Annotated in this window: 21 protein-coding genes; 18 read left to right on the top strand and 3 right to left on the bottom strand. The window is 66.9% G+C overall.

What is annotated here, in order from left to right; translation table 11 throughout:
• Positions 1 to 69 precede the first annotated feature (69 nt).
• The 18 genes from H9656_RS02190 to lpxB all read left to right on the top strand — a co-directional run bounded on the left by H9656_RS02190 (position 70) and on the right by lpxB (position 19,859).
• Positions 70 to 807, top strand: a complete 738-nt coding sequence (locus H9656_RS02190; protein WP_225212192.1) for a response regulator transcription factor — start codon at positions 70 to 72, stop codon at positions 805 to 807.
• Between the two features lie 257 nt (positions 808 to 1,064).
• Positions 1,065 to 4,520: a DNA polymerase III subunit alpha gene (gene dnaE / locus H9656_RS02195; protein ID WP_191743720.1), complete on the top strand. Its 3,456-nt coding sequence runs from the start codon at positions 1,065 to 1,067 to the stop codon at positions 4,518 to 4,520.
• Positions 4,520 to 4,885: a GFA family protein gene (locus H9656_RS02200; RefSeq protein ID WP_191742632.1), complete on the top strand. Its 366-nt coding sequence runs from the start codon at positions 4,520 to 4,522 to the stop codon at positions 4,883 to 4,885. Before dnaE ends, H9656_RS02200 begins: the two co-directional genes overlap by 1 nt.
• A 228-nt stretch (positions 4,886 to 5,113) precedes the next feature.
• Positions 5,114 to 5,956, top strand: a complete 843-nt coding sequence (gene rpsB / locus H9656_RS02205) for a 30S ribosomal protein S2 (protein ID WP_191742633.1) — start codon at positions 5,114 to 5,116, stop codon at positions 5,954 to 5,956.
• A 101-nt stretch (positions 5,957 to 6,057) separates the two neighbouring features.
• A complete protein-coding gene (gene tsf / locus H9656_RS02210) occupies positions 6,058 to 6,996 on the top strand; it encodes a translation elongation factor Ts (RefSeq protein ID WP_191742634.1) in 939 nt (312 codons plus the stop codon).
• 146 nt (positions 6,997 to 7,142) lie between these two features.
• A complete protein-coding gene (pyrH, locus tag H9656_RS02215; protein ID WP_191742635.1) occupies positions 7,143 to 7,880 on the top strand; it encodes a UMP kinase in 738 nt (245 codons plus the stop codon).
• A 40-nt stretch (positions 7,881 to 7,920) separates the two neighbouring features.
• Positions 7,921 to 8,478 (top strand): ribosome recycling factor, encoded by a 558-nt coding sequence (gene frr / locus H9656_RS02220; protein ID WP_191742636.1) that lies wholly within the window; start codon positions 7,921 to 7,923, stop codon positions 8,476 to 8,478.
• 34 nt (positions 8,479 to 8,512) lie between these two features.
• A complete protein-coding gene (gene uppS, locus H9656_RS02225) occupies positions 8,513 to 9,271 on the top strand; it encodes a polyprenyl diphosphate synthase (RefSeq protein ID WP_191742637.1) in 759 nt (252 codons plus the stop codon).
• Position 9,272: 1 nt separating this feature from the next.
• The gene (locus tag H9656_RS02230; protein ID WP_191742638.1) at positions 9,273 to 10,091 is read left to right on the top strand and encodes a phosphatidate cytidylyltransferase; all 819 of its coding nucleotides are present in this window, start codon (positions 9,273 to 9,275) and stop codon (positions 10,089 to 10,091) included.
• Complete coding sequence (dxr, locus tag H9656_RS02235; RefSeq protein WP_191742639.1) at positions 10,088 to 11,284, top strand: 1-deoxy-D-xylulose-5-phosphate reductoisomerase; 1,197 nt, start codon at positions 10,088 to 10,090, stop codon at positions 11,282 to 11,284. Before H9656_RS02230 ends, dxr begins: the two co-directional genes overlap by 4 nt.
• Positions 11,285 to 11,306: 22 nt before the next feature.
• A complete protein-coding gene (locus tag H9656_RS02240) occupies positions 11,307 to 12,524 on the top strand; it encodes a M50 family metallopeptidase (RefSeq protein ID WP_191742640.1) in 1,218 nt (405 codons plus the stop codon).
• Positions 12,525 to 12,576: 52 nt separating this feature from the next.
• A complete protein-coding gene (gene bamA / locus H9656_RS02245) occupies positions 12,577 to 14,955 on the top strand; it encodes an outer membrane protein assembly factor BamA (RefSeq protein ID WP_225212193.1) in 2,379 nt (792 codons plus the stop codon).
• 34 nt (positions 14,956 to 14,989) lie between these two features.
• The gene (locus H9656_RS02250; protein WP_191742642.1) at positions 14,990 to 15,574 is read left to right on the top strand and encodes an OmpH family outer membrane protein; all 585 of its coding nucleotides are present in this window, start codon (positions 14,990 to 14,992) and stop codon (positions 15,572 to 15,574) included.
• 8 nt (positions 15,575 to 15,582) lie between these two features.
• Complete coding sequence (gene lpxD, locus H9656_RS02255; protein WP_191742643.1) at positions 15,583 to 16,602, top strand: UDP-3-O-(3-hydroxymyristoyl)glucosamine N-acyltransferase; 1,020 nt, start codon at positions 15,583 to 15,585, stop codon at positions 16,600 to 16,602.
• Positions 16,599 to 17,063 (top strand): 3-hydroxyacyl-ACP dehydratase FabZ, encoded by a 465-nt coding sequence (fabZ, locus tag H9656_RS02260; protein ID WP_025977361.1) that lies wholly within the window; start codon positions 16,599 to 16,601, stop codon positions 17,061 to 17,063. Before lpxD ends, fabZ begins: the two co-directional genes overlap by 4 nt.
• On the top strand, positions 17,060 to 17,860 hold the full coding sequence (gene lpxA, locus H9656_RS02265) for an acyl-ACP--UDP-N-acetylglucosamine O-acyltransferase (protein WP_191742644.1): 801 nt from the start codon (positions 17,060 to 17,062) through the stop codon (positions 17,858 to 17,860). The genes fabZ and lpxA overlap by 4 nt, the downstream gene beginning before the upstream one ends.
• A complete protein-coding gene (gene lpxI / locus H9656_RS02270; protein WP_191742645.1) occupies positions 17,857 to 18,696 on the top strand; it encodes a UDP-2,3-diacylglucosamine diphosphatase in 840 nt (279 codons plus the stop codon). Before lpxA ends, lpxI begins: the two co-directional genes overlap by 4 nt.
• Positions 18,693 to 19,859, top strand: coding sequence for a lipid-A-disaccharide synthase (gene lpxB / locus H9656_RS02275; RefSeq protein ID WP_191742646.1), 1,167 nt, complete (start codon positions 18,693 to 18,695; stop codon positions 19,857 to 19,859). The genes lpxI and lpxB overlap by 4 nt, the downstream gene beginning before the upstream one ends.
• A 57-nt stretch (positions 19,860 to 19,916) precedes the next feature.
• Here lpxB and trpC read toward each other — a convergent pair whose 3' ends face one another.
• The 3 genes from trpC to H9656_RS02290 are packed head-to-tail and all read right to left on the bottom strand — an operon-like array spanning position 19,917 to position 22,349.
• A complete protein-coding gene (gene trpC / locus H9656_RS02280; protein ID WP_191742647.1) occupies positions 19,917 to 20,720 on the bottom strand; it encodes an indole-3-glycerol phosphate synthase TrpC in 804 nt (267 codons plus the stop codon).
• Positions 20,720 to 21,754: an anthranilate phosphoribosyltransferase gene (trpD, locus tag H9656_RS02285; protein ID WP_191742648.1), complete on the bottom strand. Its 1,035-nt coding sequence runs from the start codon at positions 21,752 to 21,754 to the stop codon at positions 20,720 to 20,722. Before trpD ends, trpC begins: the two co-directional genes overlap by 1 nt.
• A gap of 4 nt (positions 21,755 to 21,758) precedes the next feature.
• Positions 21,759 to 22,349, bottom strand: a complete 591-nt coding sequence (locus tag H9656_RS02290) for an anthranilate synthase component II (protein ID WP_191742649.1) — start codon at positions 22,347 to 22,349, stop codon at positions 21,759 to 21,761.
• Positions 22,350 to 22,429: the final 80 nt, after the last annotated feature.

A 22,429-nucleotide genomic window follows, 5' to 3' on the forward strand; every position in this document is an offset into this window, starting at 1 on the left:
GTCAGTCAGTGCGGGCCATCGCGCGGCGTCCAGGAAACCGGAGGGAGGCCGAGCTAGAAAAACGGCGCTTTGCAGCACGTCGAGCCTCAACGCATCAGCGGCATATCGAAGATACCGCTGGCCATGCGCACAGGCGGATCAACTGCGTGCGACTACGAGGTTTTCACGCAGGAAAGCTTGCGTATTTTCAAACGTATGATGCTTGATAGCCTAGCTGACGAACGAAATGCTCAGGTCACGAACAGAGCGGGGCGCCCTATCACTGAAGTCGCCATCATCGATGATGACCGATCGCTGCTGGAACTGACAGTTCTGGCGGTGCGCGAGGCAGGCTTTTCCGCTGTCGGCTTTCACGAACCTCTTGACGCCCTGATGTGGGCCTCTGACGCCGAGCCGACCTGCATCATCGCGGATTTGAAGATGCCGGGTGTGGAAGGCCTGGACCTGGTGGCGGCGTTCTGCGCCCTCAACCGCCACGCTGTGGTGATTGTGAGCGCCTTCGTCGACGTGCGGACAACGGTCGATGCCATGCGGTTAGGCGTCGATGACGTCCTGCCCAAGCCCGCGTCTGGTGAGGAGTTGGTTCGCGCGCTCCGGCGGGGCATGGCGGCGCTGGCTTCGACGCCGTTGCGCGAAGAGCTGACGTTCACCCGTCGCGAGCGACAAGTCGCCGAAATGCTGGTCGAGGGGCTGACGACCAAGCAGATCGCGCAGAACCTGGAGCTAAGTCCGCGGACAGTCGAGTTTTTCCGGGCCAGCCTGCTGCGCAAGACCCAGTCGCCCAACTCTGCGGCCTTGGCGCGCTGACGCGTCTCGGCTTTCTGGCGAAATGAAGTTGACGAGAACAAAGGGGCAACATAGAACAAACGGGCAACATTTGATCTGGGGATAAAATCAATGACGCGTTGGGTGAGGGATCTGCTGTCGCTTGCGTCCTGCGGCGGCTTCGTCTGGATGGTCTGGCAGGCGGCCTTCCTGGTGACATGACCGCGCCCCACTGAAGGGCGACTCCCTGCATGATGAAGAAGCGTCGTCTAAGCGGCGCTGCGATGCGGAGTTTTCGATTGGCGGATGCGGTGAACAGTCAGGGCTTTGTCCACCTGCGGGTCCGCAGCGCCTATTCGCTTCTGGAAGGGGCGATCAAGGCGAGCAAGATCGGCAAGATGGCCGCTGAGGCGGGCATGCCGGCGGTGGGGGTGGCGGACCGAGCCAATCTGTTCGGCGCCCTGGAATTCAGCCAGACGACCAAGGATGCAGGCGTGCAGCCGATCGTCGCCTGCGCCCTGCCTGTGCTCGACATCGGCGGGCAGGTCGCCCAGCGCTGGGCCAAGACGCCGACGGTCGTGCTGATCGCCCAGAACGAGCAGGGCTGGCTCAATCTTTGCGCCCTGTCGTCCGCCGCCTACCTCGACGCGGGCGAGATGGCCGAGCCGGGGGTGCCCTGGGGACAGGTTGTGGATAAGTCGGAAGGACTGATCCTGCTGTCCGGCGGACCTGACGGCCCCATTGATCCTTTGTTCGTTCAGAAGAAGCCGGGCGAAGCCGCCGCCGCCCTTGATGAGATGAAGCGGGTCTTCGGCGATCGGTTCTATGTCGAGCTTCAGCGTCACGGCCTGTCCAGCGAGACGGTGGCCGAGGGAGGGCTGGTCGAATGGGCTTACGCTAACGATGTCCCGCTGGTGGCGACCAATGACGTCTATTACGCCAAGGCGGCGCAGGCGAAGTCGCACGACGCCTTGCTCTGCATCTCCGACGGCGCCTTCACGGGGCAGGAGGACCGCCGCCGCGTTACCGGCGAACACTGGTTCAAGTCGGCCGAGGCCATGCGCGAGCTTTTCGCCGACCTGCCCGAGGCCTGCGACAGCACCATTCAGATCGCCCGCCGCTGCGCCTTCCTGGTCAAGACGCACAAGCCGATCCTGCCGCGCTTCGACACGGGCGCGGGTAGGTCGGAGGGGGACGAACTGGCGCACCAGGCGCGCGAGGGGCTGAAAGCGCGGCTTGAAAAGAACAAGGCCTATGCGCCTGAGGAAGACTATTGGGCGCGTCTCGAATGGGAAGTCGGGATCATCCAGCAGATGGGCTTCCCCGGCTACTTCCTGATCGTTGCCGACTTCATCAAATGGGCCAAGCTGCACGACATCCCGGTCGGGCCTGGGCGGGGTTCGGGCGCGGGCTCCCTGGTGGCCTGGTCGCTGACCATCACCGACCTGGACCCCTTGCGGTTCGGCCTGCTGTTCGAGCGCTTCCTGAACCCCGAACGGGTGTCCATGCCCGACTTCGATATCGACTTCTGTCAGGAGCGACGCGAAGAGGTCATCGACTACGTTCAGGACCATTACGGCAAGGACCGGGTGGCCCAGATCATCACCTTCGGCACCCTGCAGGCGCGCGCCGTGCTGCGCGACGTCGGTCGGGTGCTGCAGATGCCGCTGGGCCAGGTGGACCGTCTGGCCAAGATGGTGCCGGCCAACCCCGCCAATCCTGTCACCCTGGCCCAGGCCATCGATCTTGAGCCGCGCCTGCGCGAGGCGCGCGACGCGGAGGCCTCGGTCAAGGCGCTGCTGGAGACGGCGCTGGAGCTTGAGGGGCTGTACCGCAACGCCTCGACCCACGCCGCAGGCATCGTCATCGGCGACCGGCCGCTGACGGAACTGGTGCCTCTGTATCAGGACCCGCGCTCCACCATCCCGGCCAGCCAGTTCAACATGAAGTGGGTCGAGCCGGCGGGCCTGGTGAAGTTCGACTTCCTGGGCCTGAAGACCCTGACGGTGCTGGATCGGGCCAAGGGCTATCTGGAACGGCGCGGCGCGGCGCAGGACTGGGGCCTGCTGCCGCTGGACGATCCCAAGACCTATGAGCTGATGGCCTCGGGCCAGACGGTCGGGGTGTTCCAGCTGGAATCCCAGGGCATGCGCGACACCCTGCGCAAGATGCGCTGCGGTTCGATCGAGGAAATCACCGCCCTGATCTCCCTCTACCGGCCGGGGCCGATGGAGATGATCGACACCTATATCGACCGGAAGTTCGGCCGCGCCGAGGTCGATTATCTGCACCCCAGTCTGAAGGAGGTGCTGACCGAAACCTACGGCGTCATCATCTACCAGGAACAGGTGATGAAGATCGCCCAGATCCTGGCCGGCTACAGCCTGGGCGAGGCCGACCTGCTGCGTCGCGCGATGGGCAAGAAGAAGAAGGAGGAGATGGATTTCCAGCGCCTCCGCTTCGTCAAGGGGGCGTCCGAGAAGGGGGTGCCGGAGAGCCAGTCCGGCTCCATCTTCGACCTGGTGGCCAAGTTCGCGGGCTATGGCTTCAACAAGTCACACGCGGCGGCCTATGCGCTGATCTCGTTCCAGACGGGCTGGCTGAAGGCCAATCATCCGGTCGAATTCTTCGCCGCCTCCATGAGCCTGGACTTGTCGAACACGGACAAGCTGGCGGTCTTCTATCAGGACTGCCGCCGGTTCGAGGTCCCGGTGCTGGCGCCCGACATCAACCGCTCGTCCGCCGACTTCGACGTGGCGTGGAAGGACGGGCAGGGCAGCGTACTGTATGCGCTCGGCGCCATCCGCAACGTTGGCCTGGAGGCGATGCGCCACGTCGTCGAGGTGCGCGAGACTGGCGGGCCGTTCGCCGACATCTTCGACTTCCTGGAGCGGGTCGATCCCAAGGCCGTCAACAAGCGAGCGCTGGAAGGACTGGCGCGGGCGGGCGCCTTCGACAGCATCCATCCGAACCGCCGCCAGCTGTTCGAGCAGGCAGACGTCCTGATCGCCTATTGCCAGAGCGTGGCGGCTGAACGCGCCTCGGCTCAGGTGAGCCTGTTCGGCGCCGATCAGGCAGGGGCCGCGCGTCCGCGTCTGAAGAGCGTCGAACAATGGGCCGGGCCGGACAAGCTGGACCAGGAGCTCTATGCTGTCGGCTTCTACCTGTCCGGCCACCCGCTGGAGGAGCTGACGCCCGCCTTGAAGCGCAAGCGGGTGACTTTCGTGGCCGAAGCGCAGGGGCTGGCCGAGGCAGGGCATGAAGCCTTCCAGATGGCCGGGGTGGTGCGTCGTCGTCAGGAACGCGCCAGCGCCCGAACCGGCGAGAAGTTCGCCTTCGTCACCTTCTCGGACCCGACGGGCGAGTTCGAATGCCTGTTCCCGCCTGAACAGCTACGGCGTTGCCGCGAGGTTCTGGAGGTCGGGACCTCGGTTCTGGTCAGGGTGCGGGCCAAGGCGGCGGACGGGGAGGTGCGCTTCTTCGGCGACGACGCCACCCGCATGGACGTGCTGCTGGATGACGCTCAGATCGGGTTGCGGGTGGTTCTGTCTGCCCAGTCGGCGGACGCGGAGGCGCTGAAGGCCCGCTTGGACCGCGCGCGGGCGCAGGGCAAGGGCGGCGAGGTGTGGCTGCAGGCTACATTGGGCGGGCGCACCGAGGTGGAGATCAAACTGCCTGGACGATACCGGCTGGACGCGGCGTTGCGCGGCGCGTTGAAGTCGGCGCCGGGGGTGGTGATGCTGGAGGACGCCTGATGAGCGAGACGAGCGTGAAGACCCATGCCGGATCCTGCCACTGCGGCGCGGTGGCCTATGAAGTCGATGTCGGTCTGGATGGACTGGTCGAGTGCAACTGCTCCCATTGCTACCGCAAGGGGTTCGTTCTGGCCTTTGCGCCGCGCTCGGCCTTTCGGCTGACGAAGGGGGAGGGGGAGACGACCTCCTATTTCTTCAATCAGCACAAGATCGACCATCGCTTCTGCAAGACCTGCGGGGTGCAGCCGTTCGGTTACGGCGTAGCGCCGGACGGGAGCGAGGTGGCCGCCATCAATATCCGCACCCTGACCGATATCGAGCCGTGGACCTGGACGGCGCAGCGCGTGGATGGCCGCAGCTTCTGATCCGGCTGTAATGTCGGCTCGCGGGACGATATCGGGCTCGCGGCTCCTGTTGCGGCCAGCTTGTTCGGCCGCTTGTGTTTTTCAGGCCTTTCGCCTATATGCGCGGCGCACTTCGCACGTGGGCGTGGCGCGGTCCGGGGAGACATCCCGGCCTGCACCGTTCCGAGGGATCAGTCGATCCTTTTAACCGCCCGCGCTAGGTTTGATCGGAAAAAGGAAAACACGATCATGGCTCTGCCTGAATTCTCGATGCGTACGCTGCTGGAAGCCGGCGCTCACTTCGGCCACCAGACGCACCGCTGGAACCCGAAGATGGACCGCTACATCTTCGGCTCGCGCTCGAACATCCACATCATCGATCTGTCGCAGACGATGCCGCTGCTGCACCAGGCCCTGGTCGCCGTGCGCGACGTAGCCGCCAAGGGCGGTCGCGTGCTGTTCGTCGGCACCAAGCGTCAGGCCGCCGACCCGGTCGCGCAAGCCGCCACGCGCTGCGCCCAGTACTACATGAACAACCGCTGGCTGGGCGGCACCCTGACCAACTGGCGCACCGTCTCGAACTCGATCCAGCGCCTGCGCGAGCTGGAAACCATCGTTGATGGCGGCGGCGAAGGCCGTAACAAGAAAGAGCTGCTGACCCTGCAGCGCGAGAAGGACCGTCTGGAGCTGTCGCTGGGCGGCATCAAGGACATGGGTTCTGTGCCGGACATCATGTTCGTGATCGACACCAACAAGGAATCGATCGCGATCCAGGAAGCCCGCAAGCTGAACATCCCGATCATCGCCATCCTGGACACCAACTCGGACCCGGACGGCATCACCTATCCGGTGCCGGGCAACGATGACGCCGCCCGCGCCATCCAGACCTACTGCGACCTGATCGCCGACGCCGTCCTGGACGGCCTGGCCGCCGGCGCCGCCGCTCAGGGCATCGACCTGGGCGCTTCGGAAGCTCCGGTTGAGCCGGCTCTGCGTGAAGCCGTCGTGGTCGAAGCCGAGGCCGCTCCGGCCGGTACGGAAGGCGCGGCTGAAGAGCTGGTCGCCGCCGAGGCCGAGAAGGTCGAAGGCTAAGGACAGACGTTCTGGCGCCGCCGTGCGCCGGGCCGACGTCAACTTGACATGCGGCCGGGCTAAACAGTCCGGCCGCCCATTTTGAATTTCAGGAGAAGAACATGGCCGAGATCACTGCCGCCCTTGTGAAGGAGCTTCGCGAGCGTTCGGGCGTGGGCATGATGGACTGCAAGAAGGCGCTGGTTGAGAACAACGGCGACATCGAAGCGGCCATCGACTGGCTGCGCGCCAAGGGTCTGTCCAAGGCCGCCAAGAAGGCCGACCGCGTCGCCGCCGAGGGCCTGGTGGCCGTCGCCGTGCGCGAGGACGGTAAGGGCGAAGTCGCCTCGGCCATCGAGTTCAACGCTGAAACCGACTTCGTGGCCCGCAACGACCTGTTCCAGGCTGCGGCCAAGGAATTCGCTCAACTGGGCCTGCACCACGAGGGCGTCGACGCCATCCACGGCGCGACCCTGGAAAACGGCAAGACCGTTGAGGCCGAAGTCACCAACCTGATCGCCACCATCGGCGAAAACATGCAGCTGCGTCGCGCGGCTCGCCTGTCGGTTGGCGAAGGCGCGGTTGCGACCTACGTCCACAACGCCGTTTCGCCGGGCGTCGGCCGCATCGGCGTGCTGGTCGCCCTGGAAGGCGCTGGCGACAAGGAAGTCCTGCGTGAAGTGGGCCGCAAGATCGCCATGCACGTGGCGGCCACGGCTCCGCTGGCGCTGGACACCTCGGACCTGGATCCGGCCGCGATCGAGAAGGAACGCGCTGTCCTGATCGAGAAGGCTAAGGAAGAAGGCCGTCCGGAAAACATGATCGAGAAGATCGTGTCGGGCCAGATCGCCAAGTTCCAGAAGGACGTGGTGCTGACCAAGCAGCCGTTCGTCATGGACCCGGACGTGACCATCGAACAACTGGTCGCCAACACCGGCAAGGAGCTGGGCTCTGAGCTGAAGCTGGCCGGTTTCGTCCGCATGGCCCTGGGCGAAGGCGTCGAGAAATCCGACGCTCCCGACTTCGCGTCGGAAGTCGCCTCGATGACCGGCGGCAACTAAGAAGACCTCTGCCTCCCCGTCGAGGGGAGGGAGAATTATGCGTTTGGGCGCGTTCGGCTTTGAAGGCTGACGCGCCCTTCGTCTATGATGAGCCGCCGATTCACTTCGCGCGGATGCTAACCCCCTGTATCCACGGACCCTTGACCATGCCCGACGCCCCCTCTGAGTTTCGTTACAAGCGCGTCCTGCTGAAGGTCTCGGGCGAGGTCCTGATGGGCGATCAGCCCTATGGCATCGACATGAAGACCGTGGACGTCGTCGCCGCCGCCGTCGCCGCCGTGGCGCGCCAGGGCGTCGAGATCTGCCTGGTCATCGGCGGGGGCAACATCTTCCGGGGCCTGTCCAAGGCGGCCGAGGGCATGGAACGCGCCAACGCCGACTACATGGGGATGCTGGCCACCATCATGAACGCCCTGGCCATGCAGGGCGCGCTGGAGAAGATCGGCGTCGACACGCGGGTCCAGAGCGCCATTCCGATGGCCGCTATCGCCGAACCCTACATCCGCCGCCGTGCGCTGCGTCACCTGGAAAAGGGCCGTGTGGTGATCTTCGCCGCGGGCGTGGGCGCGCCGTTCTTCACCACGGACTCGGGCGCCGCCCTGCGCGCAGCAGAGATGAACTGCGACGCCCTGCTGAAGGGCACCAGCGTCGACGGCGTCTATACGGCCGACCCCAAGAAAGACCCGACGGCGACGCGCTATGAAACGCTGACCTACCAGGACGTCCTGGCCAAGGACCTGCGGGTCATGGACGCCTCGGCCATCGCCCTGATGCGCGACAGCGGCATTCCGATCGTGGTCTTCTCGATTCGCGAGGAAGGTTCGCTTCACAAGACCTTGACGGGGCAGGGGACCTATACCGTCATCACCAACAAGCCCGCCTGAGCGGCTTCGCTATTCAACGACAGGACCAAGGACATTCGCCATGGCCAAACCCGATCTCAAAACCTTTCGTGACCGGATGGAAAAGTCGGTCTCCTCGCTGAAGGACGACTATGCGGGCCTGCGAACGGGCCGCGCCAACGCAGGTCTGCTGGAGCCGGTCGTCGTCGAAGCCTATGGCGCGACCTCGCCGCTGACCGCCGTCGCCGCCATCAGCGTGCCGGAACCGCGCATGATCTCGGTCAGCGTCTGGGACAAGGGCATGGTGGTGTCGGTCGAGAAGGCGATCCGTTCGGCTGGTCTGGGACTCAACCCGATCGTCGACGGCCAGAACTTGCGCATTCCGATCCCGCCCCTGACCGAAGACCGCCGCAAGGATCTGGCCAAGCTGGCCGCCAAATACGCCGAGGACAAGAAGATCGCTGTGCGCAACGTGCGCCGCGACGCCAACGACGAGCTGAAGAAGGCTGAAAAGGCCGGCGATATCAGCCAGGATGAACAGAAGAAGATGGAAGCCGAGGTCCAGAAGGACACCGACGCCGCCATCAAGCGCATCGACGAGACCTTGAAGGCCAAGGAAGTCGAGATCATGCAGGTCTGACGCCCTCGTCAGGTCTGTCCAAGGAAGGTCTCATATGTCGGCCGAGCCCGTCGCCACGGCGCCTGCAAAGGGGCCTCGTCACGTCGCCCTGATCATGGACGGCAACGGCCGCTGGGCGCAGCGACGGGGCCTTCCGCGCGCCGTGGGCCACCGCGAGGGGGTCCAGGCCCTGCGCCGGACCATCAAGGCCGCGCCTGAACTGGGCGTGCAGTGCCTGACGGTGTTCGGCTTCTCGACCGAGAACTGGAGCCGTCCGGCCGACGAGGTGTCTGACCTGATGGGGCTGGTGCGCGCCTTCGTTGGCAGCGATCTGAACCGACTGGAGGCTGCGGGGGTGCGGGTGAAGGTTCTCGGGCGCCGCACGGGTCTGCCTGAGGATATCGCCGCCATCGTCGCGCGGGCCGAGGCGCAGACGGCCCACAACGACAAGTTCCTGCTGCAGGTGGCCTTCAACTATGGCGGCCGGGCGGATTTGGCCGATGCGGCCCAGCTTCTGGTTGATCGCGCCCGCGCTGGCGAGGACTTCATCGTCGACGAAGAGGCGCTGGGCGCCGGCCTGTCGACGGCCGGCGCGCCACCGGTCGATCTGATCGTGCGGACCTCAGGCGAGCAGCGCCTGTCCAACTTCCTGTTGTGGGAGGCGGCGTACGCCGAGATGGTTTTCCAGGAGATACTTTGGCCGGACTACGGCCCAGAAGCCCTGGCCGAGGCCATCGCCCAGTTCGCCTGTCGCCAGCGCCGGTATGGCGGGCGCGAGGTCATCGACACGGCTTATGGCGAGGCGGCGGTTTGATATGGCGTTGAAGCCTCGCGATATCGCCCTGCGAGCCGCCTCTGCGGTCGTGCTGGCCCCGGCGGCCGTTCTGGCGACCTGGGCCGGCGGCGACTGGTTCTGCGCCTTGGTTGTCGCGGGCGCGGTGCTGCTGGCCTTCGAATGGGCGCGGATGTGCGCGCCCAAGCTGTGGCGGCCGATCGGGGTCGCGGTGGCCCTGGCCCTGGTCGTGGCGGTGATCGCCGCCCACGTCGGCCAGATTTCCCTGGCGCTGGTTTTGATGGTGTTCGGGGCGCTGGCTGCGGGTCTGTTCGCCCGGACGCGAGGCGAGTCGGCGCTCGATACCGCCTATGGCGTGCTTTACCTCGGCTGGCCCTGCGTTCTGTTGATCTGGCTGCGCGACCTGCATGAGGTGCAGGGGCTGTACTGGACCGTGCTGGTCTTCGCCGTCGCCTGGTCAGCGGACATTCTGGCCTATCTGGTCGGCAGCTTCGTCGGCGGCCCCAAGCTGTGGCCGCGCTTTTCGCCGAACAAGACCTGGTCCGGCTTCATCGGCGGGCTGACCGCCGGGATGATCGCCGGCGCCGCGATGGCGGGCTGGCTGGACATGGGGATGCTGACTGCCGTCTGGGGCGGGGTGCTGGGCCTGACCGCCGCCTTGGCCACCATGGGCGGCGATCTGTGGGAGTCGGCGCTGAAGCGTCGCTTCGGGGTCAAGGACGCCGGCAACCTGATTCCGGGTCACGGAGGTCTGCTGGACCGGGTGGACGGCCTGATGTTCGCCGTGGTCGTGGTCGCCGCCGGGCGGCTGATCGTTCTTATGCTGGAGCGGGCAGCGTGATCGCGCGGCGCGTCACGGTCCTCGGCTCGACCGGATCGGTCGGCTCTTCGACGCTGGACCTGATGGAACAGGCGCAAGGCGCGGGCTCTGCGCGGTTCGAGGTCGAGGCCCTGACCGGCGGCGCGAATATCGCCCGCCTGGCCGAGCAGGCGCGCCGCTGGCGGCCGCGCATCGCCGTGACGGCCGATCCCGCGCGGCTGAATGAACTGCGCGAAGCCCTGACAGGAACTGGGATCGAAACCGCCGCCGGCCCGGACGCCATCGTCGAGGCGGCCACGCGGCCGGCCGACTGGATCATGGCCTCCATCGTCGGAGCGGCGGGCCTGCGTTCGGCCTGGGCGGCGGCGGGGACGGGCGCGACACTCGCCTTGGCCAACAAGGAGAGCCTGGTCTGCTGCGGTCCGGCGTTGATCGAGCGGGTCCGGCGCAGCGGCGGCCAACTGATCCCGGTCGATTCCGAGCACTCGGCCATCTTTCAGGTCTTCCCGCTCGAGGCGCCCCAGCGGGTGTCCAAGCTGGTGCTGACGGCCTCGGGCGGACCGTTCCGCACCCTGCCGCGCGCAGCCATGACGCGCATCACGCCCGAACAGGCGGTCGCCCACCCGAACTGGAGCATGGGCGCCAAGATCTCCGTCGACAGCGCCACCATGGCCAACAAAGGCCTTGAGCTGATCGAGGCCGCTTATCTGTTCGACATGCCGGGCGAGCGGATCGATGTGGTGGTGCACCCGGAATCGATCATCCACAGCCTTGTGGAATATGTGGATGGTTCGACCCTGGCGCAGATGGGGCCGCCGGACATGAGGACGCCGATCGCCTGCGCCCTGTCCTGGCCGGATCGGCTGGCCTGGCCCGCGCCCAAGCTGGACCTGGCGTCGCTGGGGCGGCTGACCTTCGAGGCGCCGGATGAGGCGCGCTTTCCGGCCCTGAGGCTGGCGCGCGAAGCCCTGGCTGCCGGCGGCGAGGCGCCGATCGTCTTCAATGCAGCCAATGAAGTGGCGGCGCTGGCGTTTCTTGACCGACGGCTGGGCTTTCTCAATATTGCCGCAGTCGTCGCCGACACCCTTGAGAAGGCGACCAGCGCGGGCGTGTCTTGCGGTTCGGACGATGCCTGCGATGCGGCCCTGGCCGTCGATGCGCAGGCGCGGCGAATTGCGAGCGACGTCATCGCCTCGCTGAACATGGCTGCCTGAGGGCGCAGGAGAGACGAGCGGCATGGTAGGCGCGATCAGCCAGATTCTGACCTATGTCGTGCCGTTTCTGCTCGTCCTGACGCTTGTCGTGACGGTGCACGAACTCGGTCACTTCCTGACCGCGCGCGCCTTTGGCGTGAAGATGGATCGTTTCGCCATCGGGTTCGGCCGCGCCATCTTCAAGCGCACTGATAAACATGGCGTCGAGTGGCGCGTCGGCTGGCTGCCGCTGGGCGGCTATGTCAAGTTTTCCGGCGATCTGGATGCGACCGGCGTGCCCGACCGAGCAGGGCTGGAGGCGATGCGCAAGCAACTGGTCGTCGACCATGGACCGGGCGCAGAGCGCGATTATCTGTATTTCAAGCCGCTGTGGCAGCGCGCCCTCGTCGTAGCGGGCGGGCCGTTCGCCAACTTCGTGCTGGCCATCTTCATCTTCACCCTGCTGTTCAGCCTGGTCGGCGTTGAGCTTCGTCCGGCGCGGGTGATGCAGGTGCAGGCGGAATCCCCCGCCGCCGCCGCCGGCTTCCAGCAGGGCGACCTGATCACCCACGTGAACGGCAAGCTGATCTCTGACGGCGGCGAGGTGACGCGCGTCGTGGCCTTGAGCAGCGGCGATCCGGTGCGCTTCACCGTCGAGCGCGGCGATCAGGCTGTGCAACTGACCGCCACGCCAGAGCGCCGGGTTGAGACCGATCGCATCGCCGGCCGCGTCAGCGTTGGGCGCATCGGCCTGTCCCTGGGTTCGACGCGCGACGAGATTCGTCATGTCCGTTACGGCCCGGTCGCGGCCGTGGGGCAGGGCGTGCGCGAGACCGGCGCTATCCTGAACACGACCCTGACCTATATCGGCCGCATCTTCACCGGGCGCGAGTCGGGCGATCAGTTCAGCGGGCCGCTGGGCATCGCCAAGGCTTCGGGCGCCCTGACCAACGCGGCCGTTGCGGCCAATCCCGAGCCCTGGGCCATCGTCCGCAATCTGTTGCTGACGCTGACGAGCTTCGCGGCCATACTTTCGGTCGGAATCGGCTTTTTAAATCTGATGCCCATTCCCGTTCTGGATGGGGGGCACCTGCTGTTCTACGCCTACGAAGCCGTTGCGCGCCGTCCCATGGCCGCTAGGGTTCAAGAAGCGGGATATCGGGTCGGTCTTGCTTTGCTGGCGGGTTTGATGTTGTTCGCGACCTGGAACGATCTGCAGAAGCTCAATCTCTTCAAATTCCTCGGCGGGCTCGTCTCGTGAGCCGACGCCAGCCCCCGATGGTACCCGCATGAATCAAAACGACAGTCGCCTCATGACCCAGACCCGTGGCCGCATTCTCGGGGTCAGCGCCCTGGCCCTGACCTTCGCCGCCGGCCTCGCGAGCCCGGCGCTGGCCCAACAGACGCCCAACGTCGTGGTTCAGGAAGCGCCGCCGCAGGCTGATCGCGCTGTGGTGAACCGCATCGTGGTGCGCGGCAACGAGCGGATCGACCAGACGACGGTCCTCTCCTACCTGCCGATCCAGCCCGGCGACACCATCGATCCCGTGACCATCGACGTGGCTGTGCGGACCCTGTCGCGCACGGGCCTGTTCGCCGACGTCCAGCTGGGCCTGCAGGCCAACGGCGACCTGATTGTCGAGATCGCCGAAAACCCGATCATCAACCAGGTGACCTTCGAGGGTAACAAGGCGCTGGCCGAGAAGAAGCTGCGCGACGAAGTCACCATCAAGCCGCGCGGCATCTACACCCGCGCGCGGGTGCAGGAAGACGTCGGCAAGATCGTCGAACTGTATCGTCTGTCGGGCCGCATCTCGGCGACGGTGACGCCCAAGCTGGTCCAGCTGGATCAGAACCGCGTCGACGTGGTGTTCGAGATCGACGAGGGGCCCGAGACGGGTATTTCGGCCATCACCTTCCTGGGCAACCAGGCGTTTTCCGACAGCGACCTGGCCCAGGTCATGGTGACGAAGACGTCCAAGTGGTGGCGGCTGTTCAGCTCGAACGACAACTACGATCCGAACCGCCTGGATTACGACCGCGAACAGCTGCGCAAGTTCTATACGAACCGCGGCTATTACGACTTCCGCATCCTGTCGTCGGTGGCTGAGCTGAAGCCGGACAACAGCGCCTTTGGCGTCACCGTCACGGTGGATGAAGGCGATCGCTACAACTTTGGTGAGATCAAGGTCGTCACCGAGAATGACCGACTGAACGCCGACTTCCTGCAACTGCTGCTGCCGATCCGTAAGGGGGACCTGTACGAGAGCGATCGCATCCAGGCGGCGGTCGATACGTTGACGTTCGCCGCCGGTTCGGCCGGTTACGCCTTCGTTGAGATCAATCCAACCTATCGCGCGGACCCCGAGACCGACACCGTCAACGTCACCTTCAACGTGCGTGAAGGCCAGCGTGTCTACATCGACCGCATCAATGTGGTCGGCAACACCCGCACCCTGGACACCGTCATCCGCCGCGAACTGATGGTGGGCGAGGGCGACGCCTTTAACCGCTCGCTGGTCGAGCGGTCGCGCAACAACCTGCGCGCCCTGGGCTTCTTCAAGGACGTCAAGATCGAGGAGACGCGCGGCAGCGCGCCGGACCGCTCGGTCGTCAACGTCACCGTCGAAGAGCAGCCGACCGGTGAACTGTCCGTCGGCGCGGGTTTCAGCTCGGTCGACTCCTTCGTGCTGAACCTGGGCATCACCGAGCGCAACTTCCGCGGTCGCGGCCAGAACGTCGTGGCGCGCGCCGAATGGGGCTCGCTGCGTCAGCAGATCGACTTCCGCTTCACCGAGCCGAAGTTCCTGGGGCGTGACGTGCGCGCGGGCTTCGACCTGTTCCACACGCGCTACGATCTCAGCAAATATTCCTCTTACGACTATCGCTCGACGGGCGGCGGGGTGCGCGTCACCTATCCGCTGAACGGTTACGCCAGCTTCAGCGCCCGTTACTTCCTGAAGGACGACGAGGTCATCATCCCGTTCGGCTATTGCGGAGGCGTCGGCGCCGGGTCGTCGGCCTTGTGCGACCAGGCGGGCTCGTATCTGAACTCATCGGCGGGCTACACCCTGGTGGTGAACCGCCTGAACGACCCGGTTCGCCCGACGCGCGGCTGGACCGCCTCTCTGCGTCAGGACTTCGCCGGCATCGGCGGCGATGTGAACTACATCCGGACCGAGGCGGACGCCTCCTGGTACTACGGCATTCGCCCCAACTGGGTGGTCAGCCTGCAGGGCCAGACCGGCTACGTCAGCGGCTGGAACGGCGACCCGATCCGGATCAACGACCGCTTCTTTAAGGGCGGCAACACCTTCCGCGGCTTCGAAACGGCGGGCATGGGCGCGCGCGACCTGACCACGACCGACGCCCTGGGCGGCAACTTCTACGCGATCGGTACGGTCGAGCTGACCGTGCCTAATCTCCTGCCCGACGAGTATGGCATCAAGACCTCGTTGTTCGCGGACGTCGGCACGATCGGCAAACTTGACGATCGCTATCTGGTCGATCCGGCGACCGGCCTGCGCAACCCCAATATCGTCGACGACCTGGCCCTGCGCGCCGCGGCGGGCATCAGCATCCACTGGCGTTCGCCGATGGGGCCGATCCGCTTCGACCTGTCCAAGGTTCTGTCCAGGGAAGACTACGACAAGACCGAGACCTTCCGCTTCTCGACCTCCACCCAGTTCTAACTGCGGTCTGACCGCCGCCACTAAGGCTTAGATTATGAAACTCATCGCTATCGGCGCCTTCGCCCTCGCTTCGCTGACCGCCTCGGCCGCCCTGGCCCAGTCGCAAGGGCCGGCCAACCCTGGCCCGGCCATCCCCGGCGTCTGCGTCTATTTCAACCAGCGCGTCCTGGCTCAGTCGACCGTAGGCCAAGCCGTTCAGACCCGCATGGAACAGCTGGCGCAGGAAGTTCAGGGCGAGCTCCAGCCCTACGCCACCGCCATCCAGACTGAGGCCCAGGCCCTGCAGCAAGGCGCCGCCACCATCCCGGCCGACCAGATGAACCAGCGCCGCCAAGCCCTGCAGCAGCGTATCCAGGAAGCCCAGCAACTGGAAGCCACGCGCGACAACGAGCTGCGCTACACTCTGGCCCAGCAACGCCAGAAGATCTCGGAAGCTATCGAGCCGATCCTGGTCGCCGTCTATCAGGAAAAGGGCTGCGGCATCATGATCGACCGCGAGAGCGTCTTCATCATGAACCCGGCCATGGAAGTGACGGATACCGTCATCCAGCGCCTGAACGCTCAACTGCCGACCCTGAGCTTCAACCGCTCGCCGGTGCCGGCCCAGCCGCAATCCTAAGGCGGGCCATGCCCGATCCGAGGTTCTTTCAGACCCTGTCGCCCCTGACGGTCGCCGCCCTCGCCGAGCATATCGGCGGGGAGGTGGTCCGGGGCGGCGAGGTCGTCATCTCGGCCGTTGCGCCCCTGTCCAGTGCGGACCGGGGCGCGATTGCGTTTCTGGGCGACCGCAAGTTCGCCGCCGCCTTGGCCGAGACCAAGGCCGGTTGCGTGATCGTGCCGCCGTCCGCCGTCGACGCGGCCCCGGCTGACGCCGCCGTCATCGTGTCGGGCGAGGCTCAGGCCGCCTGGGCGCGGGCTTCGGCCCTGCTGCACCGGCCGATCCGTCTGGACCGCGCCATCACGGTCGTCGAGGCCGCCGAGGACGATACCGTGGTGATCGAGCCGGGCGTGATCCTGGGCGAGGGCGTCCGCATCGGACGCGGCAGCCGCATCGGCGCCAACACCGTGATCGGTCCCGGCGTGCAGATCGGCCGCGACTGCCTGATCAGCCCTGGCGTCACCGTCGGCTTCGCCCTGGTGGGCGACCGGGTGAAGCTGCTGGCCGGCGCGCGGATCGGCGAGGCGGGCTTCGGGGCCGCCGGGTCCAAGGCCGGGCCGGTCGACATTCCGCAGTTGGGCCGCGTCATCCTGCAGGACGGGGTGACGGTAGGCGCCAATTCCTGCATCGACCGAGGCGCCTACGATGACACCGTCATCGGCGAGAACACCAAGATCGATAATCTGGTGATGATCGGCCACAACTGCGTCATTGGCCGCAACAACCTGATGGCGGCGCACACCGGCATCTCGGGCTCGGTCACCAGCGGCGACAACTGCATCTTCGGCGGCCGGGCGGGCGTGGGCGACCACATCACCATCGGCGAGGGCGCGCGCGTCGCGGCCGGAGGCGGCGTCCTGGCCGATATCCCGCCGGGCGAGATCTGGTCCGGCTATCCCGCCAAGCCTTTGCGCCAGTTCTTGCGCGAGACGGTGTGGCTGTCCAAACAGGCGTCCCAGAAGAAGGGCGCGAAGGAATCGAAAGAATGAGCGAAGACAATAAGATCGATTACGCCGAGGTGATGCGTCGCCTGCCGCACCGCTACCCCTTCCTGCTGGTCGACAAGGCCGAGGACTTCGTAGCAGCGACCTCGATCGTCGGCATCAAGAACGTCACCCACAACGAGCCCTTCTTCCCCGGCCACTTCCCGATCGACCCGGTCATGCCGGGCGTCCTGATCGTCGAGGCTATGGCCCAGACGGGCGCCCTGCTGATGTCCAAGTCGCTGGACGTGGCGGTGGCTGACAAGGTCATCATGTTCATGTCGATCGACGGCGTGCGCTTCCGCAAGCCTGCGCGTCCGGGCGACCAACTGCGCATGGAGGTCAAGGTGATCCGCGCGCGCGGCGACGCCTACAAGTTCCGCGGCGAGACCTTCATCGACGGCAAGCTGGCCGCCGAAGCTGAGTTCATGGCCATGGTCGTGACCGTGGCGGAGCCCGCCCAGTGAGCATTCACCCGACCGCCATTGTCGACGCTTCGGCGACCCTGGCGGACGGGGTCGAGATCGGCCCGTTCTGCACCGTGGGGCCGGGCGTCGCCCTGGCTTCCGGCGTGCGCTTGGTCAGCCATGTGGTGATCCAGCAGGATACGAGCGTCGGCGCGAACACGACCATCCACCCCTTCGCCGTCATCGGCGGCGATCCGCAGCACGGCGGCTACAAGGGCGAGCCGGTGCGGCTGGAGATCGGCGAGAACAACCTGATCCGCGAACACTGCACCTTCAACCGGGGCACGCCGCCCCATGCTGGAGTTGGGACGGGCGTCACCCGCGTCGGCTCGAACAACCTGTTCATGACCGGCGCCCACGTCGGCCACGACTGCGTGGTCGGCGACAATGTCGTCATGGCCAACAACGCCACCTTGGGCGGCCACGCCCAGATCGGCGACAAGGTCTTCCTGGGCGGCCTGTGCGCCGTGCATCAGAACGGCCGTGTGGGGCAGGGCGCCATCGTCGGCGGCCTGGCCGCCGTGACGCGCGACGTCATCCCTTACGGCTCGGCGTGGGGCAATCACGCCAGCTTGCACGGCCTCAACCTGATCGGATTGAAGCGCAAGGGCTACGGCAAGGACGCGGTGCGTCGCCTGCTGGCCGCCTATCGCGACCTGTTCGAGGGAGAAGGCGTCTTCGCCGAGCGTCTGGATCGGGTCGAGGCGGCCTACCCCGACCTGCCCGAGATCATGGAGATCACGGCCTTCATCCGTGACGGCGGCAAGCGCCCGCTGTGCCTGCCGGGCGCGGAATGACGACCGCGCCCAAGCTGGCCTTGATCGCGGGGTCGGGCGATCTGCCCATCCGCGTCGCTCAGCGCTGCGAGGCCGAGGGGCGCGAGGTGTTCATCATCCGACTGAAGGGTTTCGCCGACGCGCACCTGCACCGCTGGTCGGGACAGGACTTCGGCATGGCCGAGATCGGCAGGATCCTGAAGGCGATACGCGCCGAGGGTTGCCGCGCGGTGTGCTTGGCGGGCTACGTCAATCGGCCGGATTTCAAGACCTTGAAGCCCGATCTTAAGGGCGCGTCCCTGCTTCCGGGCATCATCGCAGCGGCGTCCAAGGGCGACGACGCCTTGCTGCGTAAGATCCTTTCGGTGTTCGAAGATGAAGGGTTCGCGGTCGAGGGCGCGGACGATCTGCTGGGCGGCGAAATGCTGGCGGCGGGGGCGCTTGGGCAGGTGACGCCGACCGAGGAGCAGCTAGCGGACCTGAGGAAGGCGCTGCACGTCGCTGAAAAATCCGGCGAACTGGATATCGGTCAGGGCGCGGTCGTCTGCGACGGACTGGTGCTGGCGGTCGAGGCTCAGGAAGGCACGGACGAGATGCTGCGCCGCGTGGCGCACCTACCCGCCGACCTGCGCGGCTCACCCGGTTTTGCGCGCGGGGCGCTGGGCAAGGCGCCCAAGCCGATTCAGGACCTGCGCGTCGACATGCCCGTTATCGGACCGATGACGGTCGAACTGGCGGCCGCCGCAGGGCTGGCCGGCATCGGCGGGTTCGAGGGTCGGTTGATCGTCATCGACCATGAGGGCCTGGTCGAGGCGGCCGACCGCCTGGGCCTGTTCGTCTGGGGAGTGGAACGATGAGTCGACCCCTGAAGGTCATGCTGGTGGCGGCCGAGGCTTCGGGCGACGCCCTGGGCGCCGGTCTGGCGCGGGCGTTGAAGGCGCGGCTGGGCGGTGACGTGGTCTTCGTCGGCGTGGGCGGTCCCAAGATGGCGGCCGAGGGCGTCGCCAGCCCGTTCGACATCGCCGAACTGTCGATCCTGGGCTGGATCGAGGGTCTGAAGGCCTATGGCCGGGTCAAGAAGCGGGTGGCCGAGACGGCGGCCCTGGCGGCGGCGGAAAATCCCGACGCCGTGGTGCTGATCGACAGTTGGGGCTTCACCATCCGCGTGGCTCAGGCGATCCGCGCCGCCTCGCCGAAGACGCCGCTGATCAAATACGTCGGGCCGCAGGTCTGGGCCTCGCGGCCGGGACGGGCCAAGACGCTGGCGGGGGCGGTCGATCATCTGCTGGCCCTCTATGCGCTGGATGCGCCGTGGTTCGAGAAGGCGGGGCTGCCGACGACGGTCGTCGGCTCGCAGGCGCTGCACGTCGATATGGCCGGGGCCGACGGCGCCCGCTTCCGCGCCGCGCGCGGCATCGCGGCGGACGCGCCCTTGCTGCTGGTCCTGCCGGGCAGCCGGCCCAGCGAGATCACGCGCATGACGCCCGTCTATGAAGACGCGGCGAAGCGCCTGAAGGCCGAGATTCCGGGGCTGGAGGTCGCCGTCGTCGCGGCCGGCACCGTCGCCGCCGATGTGGCGGGCCGGGTCGCTGCCTGGCCTTTCCGCGCCCATGTCGTGCAGGAAGCCGACAAGTATGACGCCATGAAGGCCGCGAACGCCGCCCTGGCGACCAGCGGCACTGTCTCGACGGAACTGGCGCTGGCGGGCGCGCCGACGGTCATCGCGTACAAGATCGACGGGCTGAGCTACGTCCTGATGAAGCGGTTGGTGACGGCCAAGCACATCACCCTGTTCAACATCGCCGCCGACGAGGCCATTGCGCCGGAGTTCATCCAGCACGAGGCGACGCCGCAGGCCCTGGCCAGGGCGGTCGGACGGCTGCTGACCGATCCGGAGGCGGCGGCCGACCAGGCGCGTCGTCAGACCGAGGCGCTGGATCTGATGGGTCGCAGCGGACCGGACCCGTCGGAACTGGCGGCCGATGCCGTGCTGCGGGTGATTGCGGCGAAGGCGGGCTGAGCCCCCTACACCCCGCTCATCCCGGCGGAGGCCGGGATGAGCGGATCTATGGAGAATTCAGGCTAACAACGCCCGTGTCGCGGCTTCCACATCCGCCTGGCGCATCAGGCTTTCGCCGACCAGCAGGGCGCGCGCGCCGGCTTCGGCGACGCGCGCCACGTCCTGCGGGGTGAACAGGCCGCTTTCGGCGACCAGAAGCGCGCCAGTCGGGCTCAGGGCCGCCAGTTGCTCCGTCGTCGCCAGATCGACCTCGAAGGTCCGCAGCGAGCGGTTGTTGACGCCGATCATCGCGTCGTCCCGGCCTTGGACCAGCTTGGCCGCGCGCGCCATCTCGTCTGCGTCGTGCGTCTCGATCAGGGCGTCCATGCCCCAGCGGGTCGCCTCGGCCAGCAGTTCGGCGGCCAGGGCGTCGTCCACCATGTCCATGATGATCAGGATGCAGTCGGCGCCCAGCGCCCGGCTCTCGGCGACCTGCCACGCGTCGACCAGGAACTCCTTGCGCAGGCAGGGCAGAGCGACCGCGGCGCGCGCGGCGCCCAGATAGGCGTCGTCGCCCTGGAAGCTGGGGCCGTCGGTCAGGACGGAGAGGCACGACGCGCCGCCGCGTTCATAGGCCTGGGCCAGAAGGGGCGGGTCGAAGTCGGGGCGGATCAGGCCCTTGGACGGGCTGGCCTTCTTGATCTCGGCGATCAGGGCCGGGCGGCCGGTTTCGGCGAACCGTTGGGCCAAGGCGGCGCGGAAACCGCGCGGGGCCGAGGCCTCGTTTGCGCGGGCCTCGACGGCGTCCTGCGACGCCGCGGCCTTGCGGGCGGCGACCTCCTCGCGCTTGTAGGCGGCGATGCGGTCCAGAACGTCGCTCATCAGGCGTCCTCGTCTTCGATTGGCGCGTGGGAGACGCGCACCAGTTCAGCCAGGGCGGCGGCGGCGCGGCCGTCGTCGATGACGGCGGCGGCGATCTCGGCGCCCGATTTCAGGTCCTCGGCCCGCCCGGCCACCACCAGGGCGGCAGCGGCGTTCAGCAGGACGATGTCGCGATAGGGGCCGCGCTCGCCCGCCAGCAGGGCGGTCAGGGCCGCCGCATTGTGCTCGGCGTCGCCGCCGCGCAGGTCGTCCATCGTCGCCAGAGGCAGGCCGGCGTCGGCGGGCGTGACGCTGAAGCGGCGCACGGCGCCGTCCTTCCATTCCGCCACCTCGGTTGGGCCCGTGGTGGTGAGCTCGTCCAGGCCCTGGCCGTTGACGGTCCAGGCGCGCTTGGCACCCAGTCGGCCCAGCACCTCGGCCAGCGGCTCCAGCAGGGCGGGATCGTAGACGCCCATGACCTGATGGGTCGCGCCCGCCGGATTGCACAGCGGTCCCAGCAGGTTGAACACGGTACGGAAGCCGATCTCGCCGCGCACCGGTCCGACGTGGCGCATGGCCCCGTGATAGGTCGGGGCGAACAGGAAGGCGACGCTCGCCCGGTCCAGCGCCCGCGCTTGCTGAGCGGGCGTGGCGTCCAGATTGACGCCTAGGGCGGCCAGGACGTCGGACGAGCCCGACTTGGAGCTGACGGCGCGGTTGCCGTGCTTGGCGACCTTCAGGCCCGCGCCCGCCAGCACGAAGGAGGCGGCCGTGGAGATGTTGTAGGTGTGCTGGCCGTCGCCGCCGGTGCCGCAGGTGTCGATCACCTCGTCGAACGGGTGGTCCAGCGACAGGGCGGCGTCGCGCATGGCGCTGGCGAAGGCGACGATCTCGTCCACCGTCTCGCCGCGGATTCTCAGAGCGGTGACGGCGGCGGCGACCTGGGACGGGGTGGGCTCGCCGCGCAGGCAGGCGGCGAAGAAGGCCTTGGCCTCATCCAGGGTCAGGACGCGGCCGTCCACCAGCTTGGCCAGCAGGGGTTTGATGCTGTCCATGGCGTCAGACCGTCGCCAGGCGCTTGACGCCCGCCAGGTCGAGGAAGTTGGCGATCATCTCATGGCCGTGTTCGGTGGCGATGGATTCCGGGTGGAACTGGACGCCGTGGATCGGCCGGGTGCGGTGCGACAGGCCCATGATCTCGCCATCCTCGGTCCAGGCGGTGACTTCCAGCGCGTCAGGCAGCGTCTCGCGGCGCACGGCCAGGGAGTGGTAGCGGGTCGCCGTGAAGGGCGAGGGCAGGCCGCCGAACACGCCGCGGCCTTCATGCAGGATGGGCGAGGTCTTGCCGTGCATCAGGGTCTTGGCGCGCACCACCTCGCCGCCGAAGGCCTGGCCGATCGACTGGTGGCCCAGGCAGACGCCTAGAATGGGCATGGTCTCGGCGGCCGTCTCGATCAGCGAGAGGCAGATGCCCGCCTGATCGGGGGCGCAGGGTCCGGGGGACAGCAGCACGGCCTCGGGCTTCAGCGCCCAGGCCTCCTCGACGGTGAGGTCGTCGTTGCGGACGACGTGCGTCTGGGCGCCCAGCTCCGCGAGGTAGTGCACGAGGTTGTAGGTGAAGCTGTCGTAGTTATCGACGACGAGGATCATGGCGAAGGCTTCTTGAAGACGGGGAGGCAGGGCGGCCCCAACATGGAAGGCAAGCGGGCCGATTGAAAGCGGACGTTAAG

It is taken from the genome of Brevundimonas guildfordensis (assembly GCF_014836405.1).
GTDB lineage: Bacteria > Pseudomonadota > Alphaproteobacteria > Caulobacterales > Caulobacteraceae > Brevundimonas > Brevundimonas guildfordensis.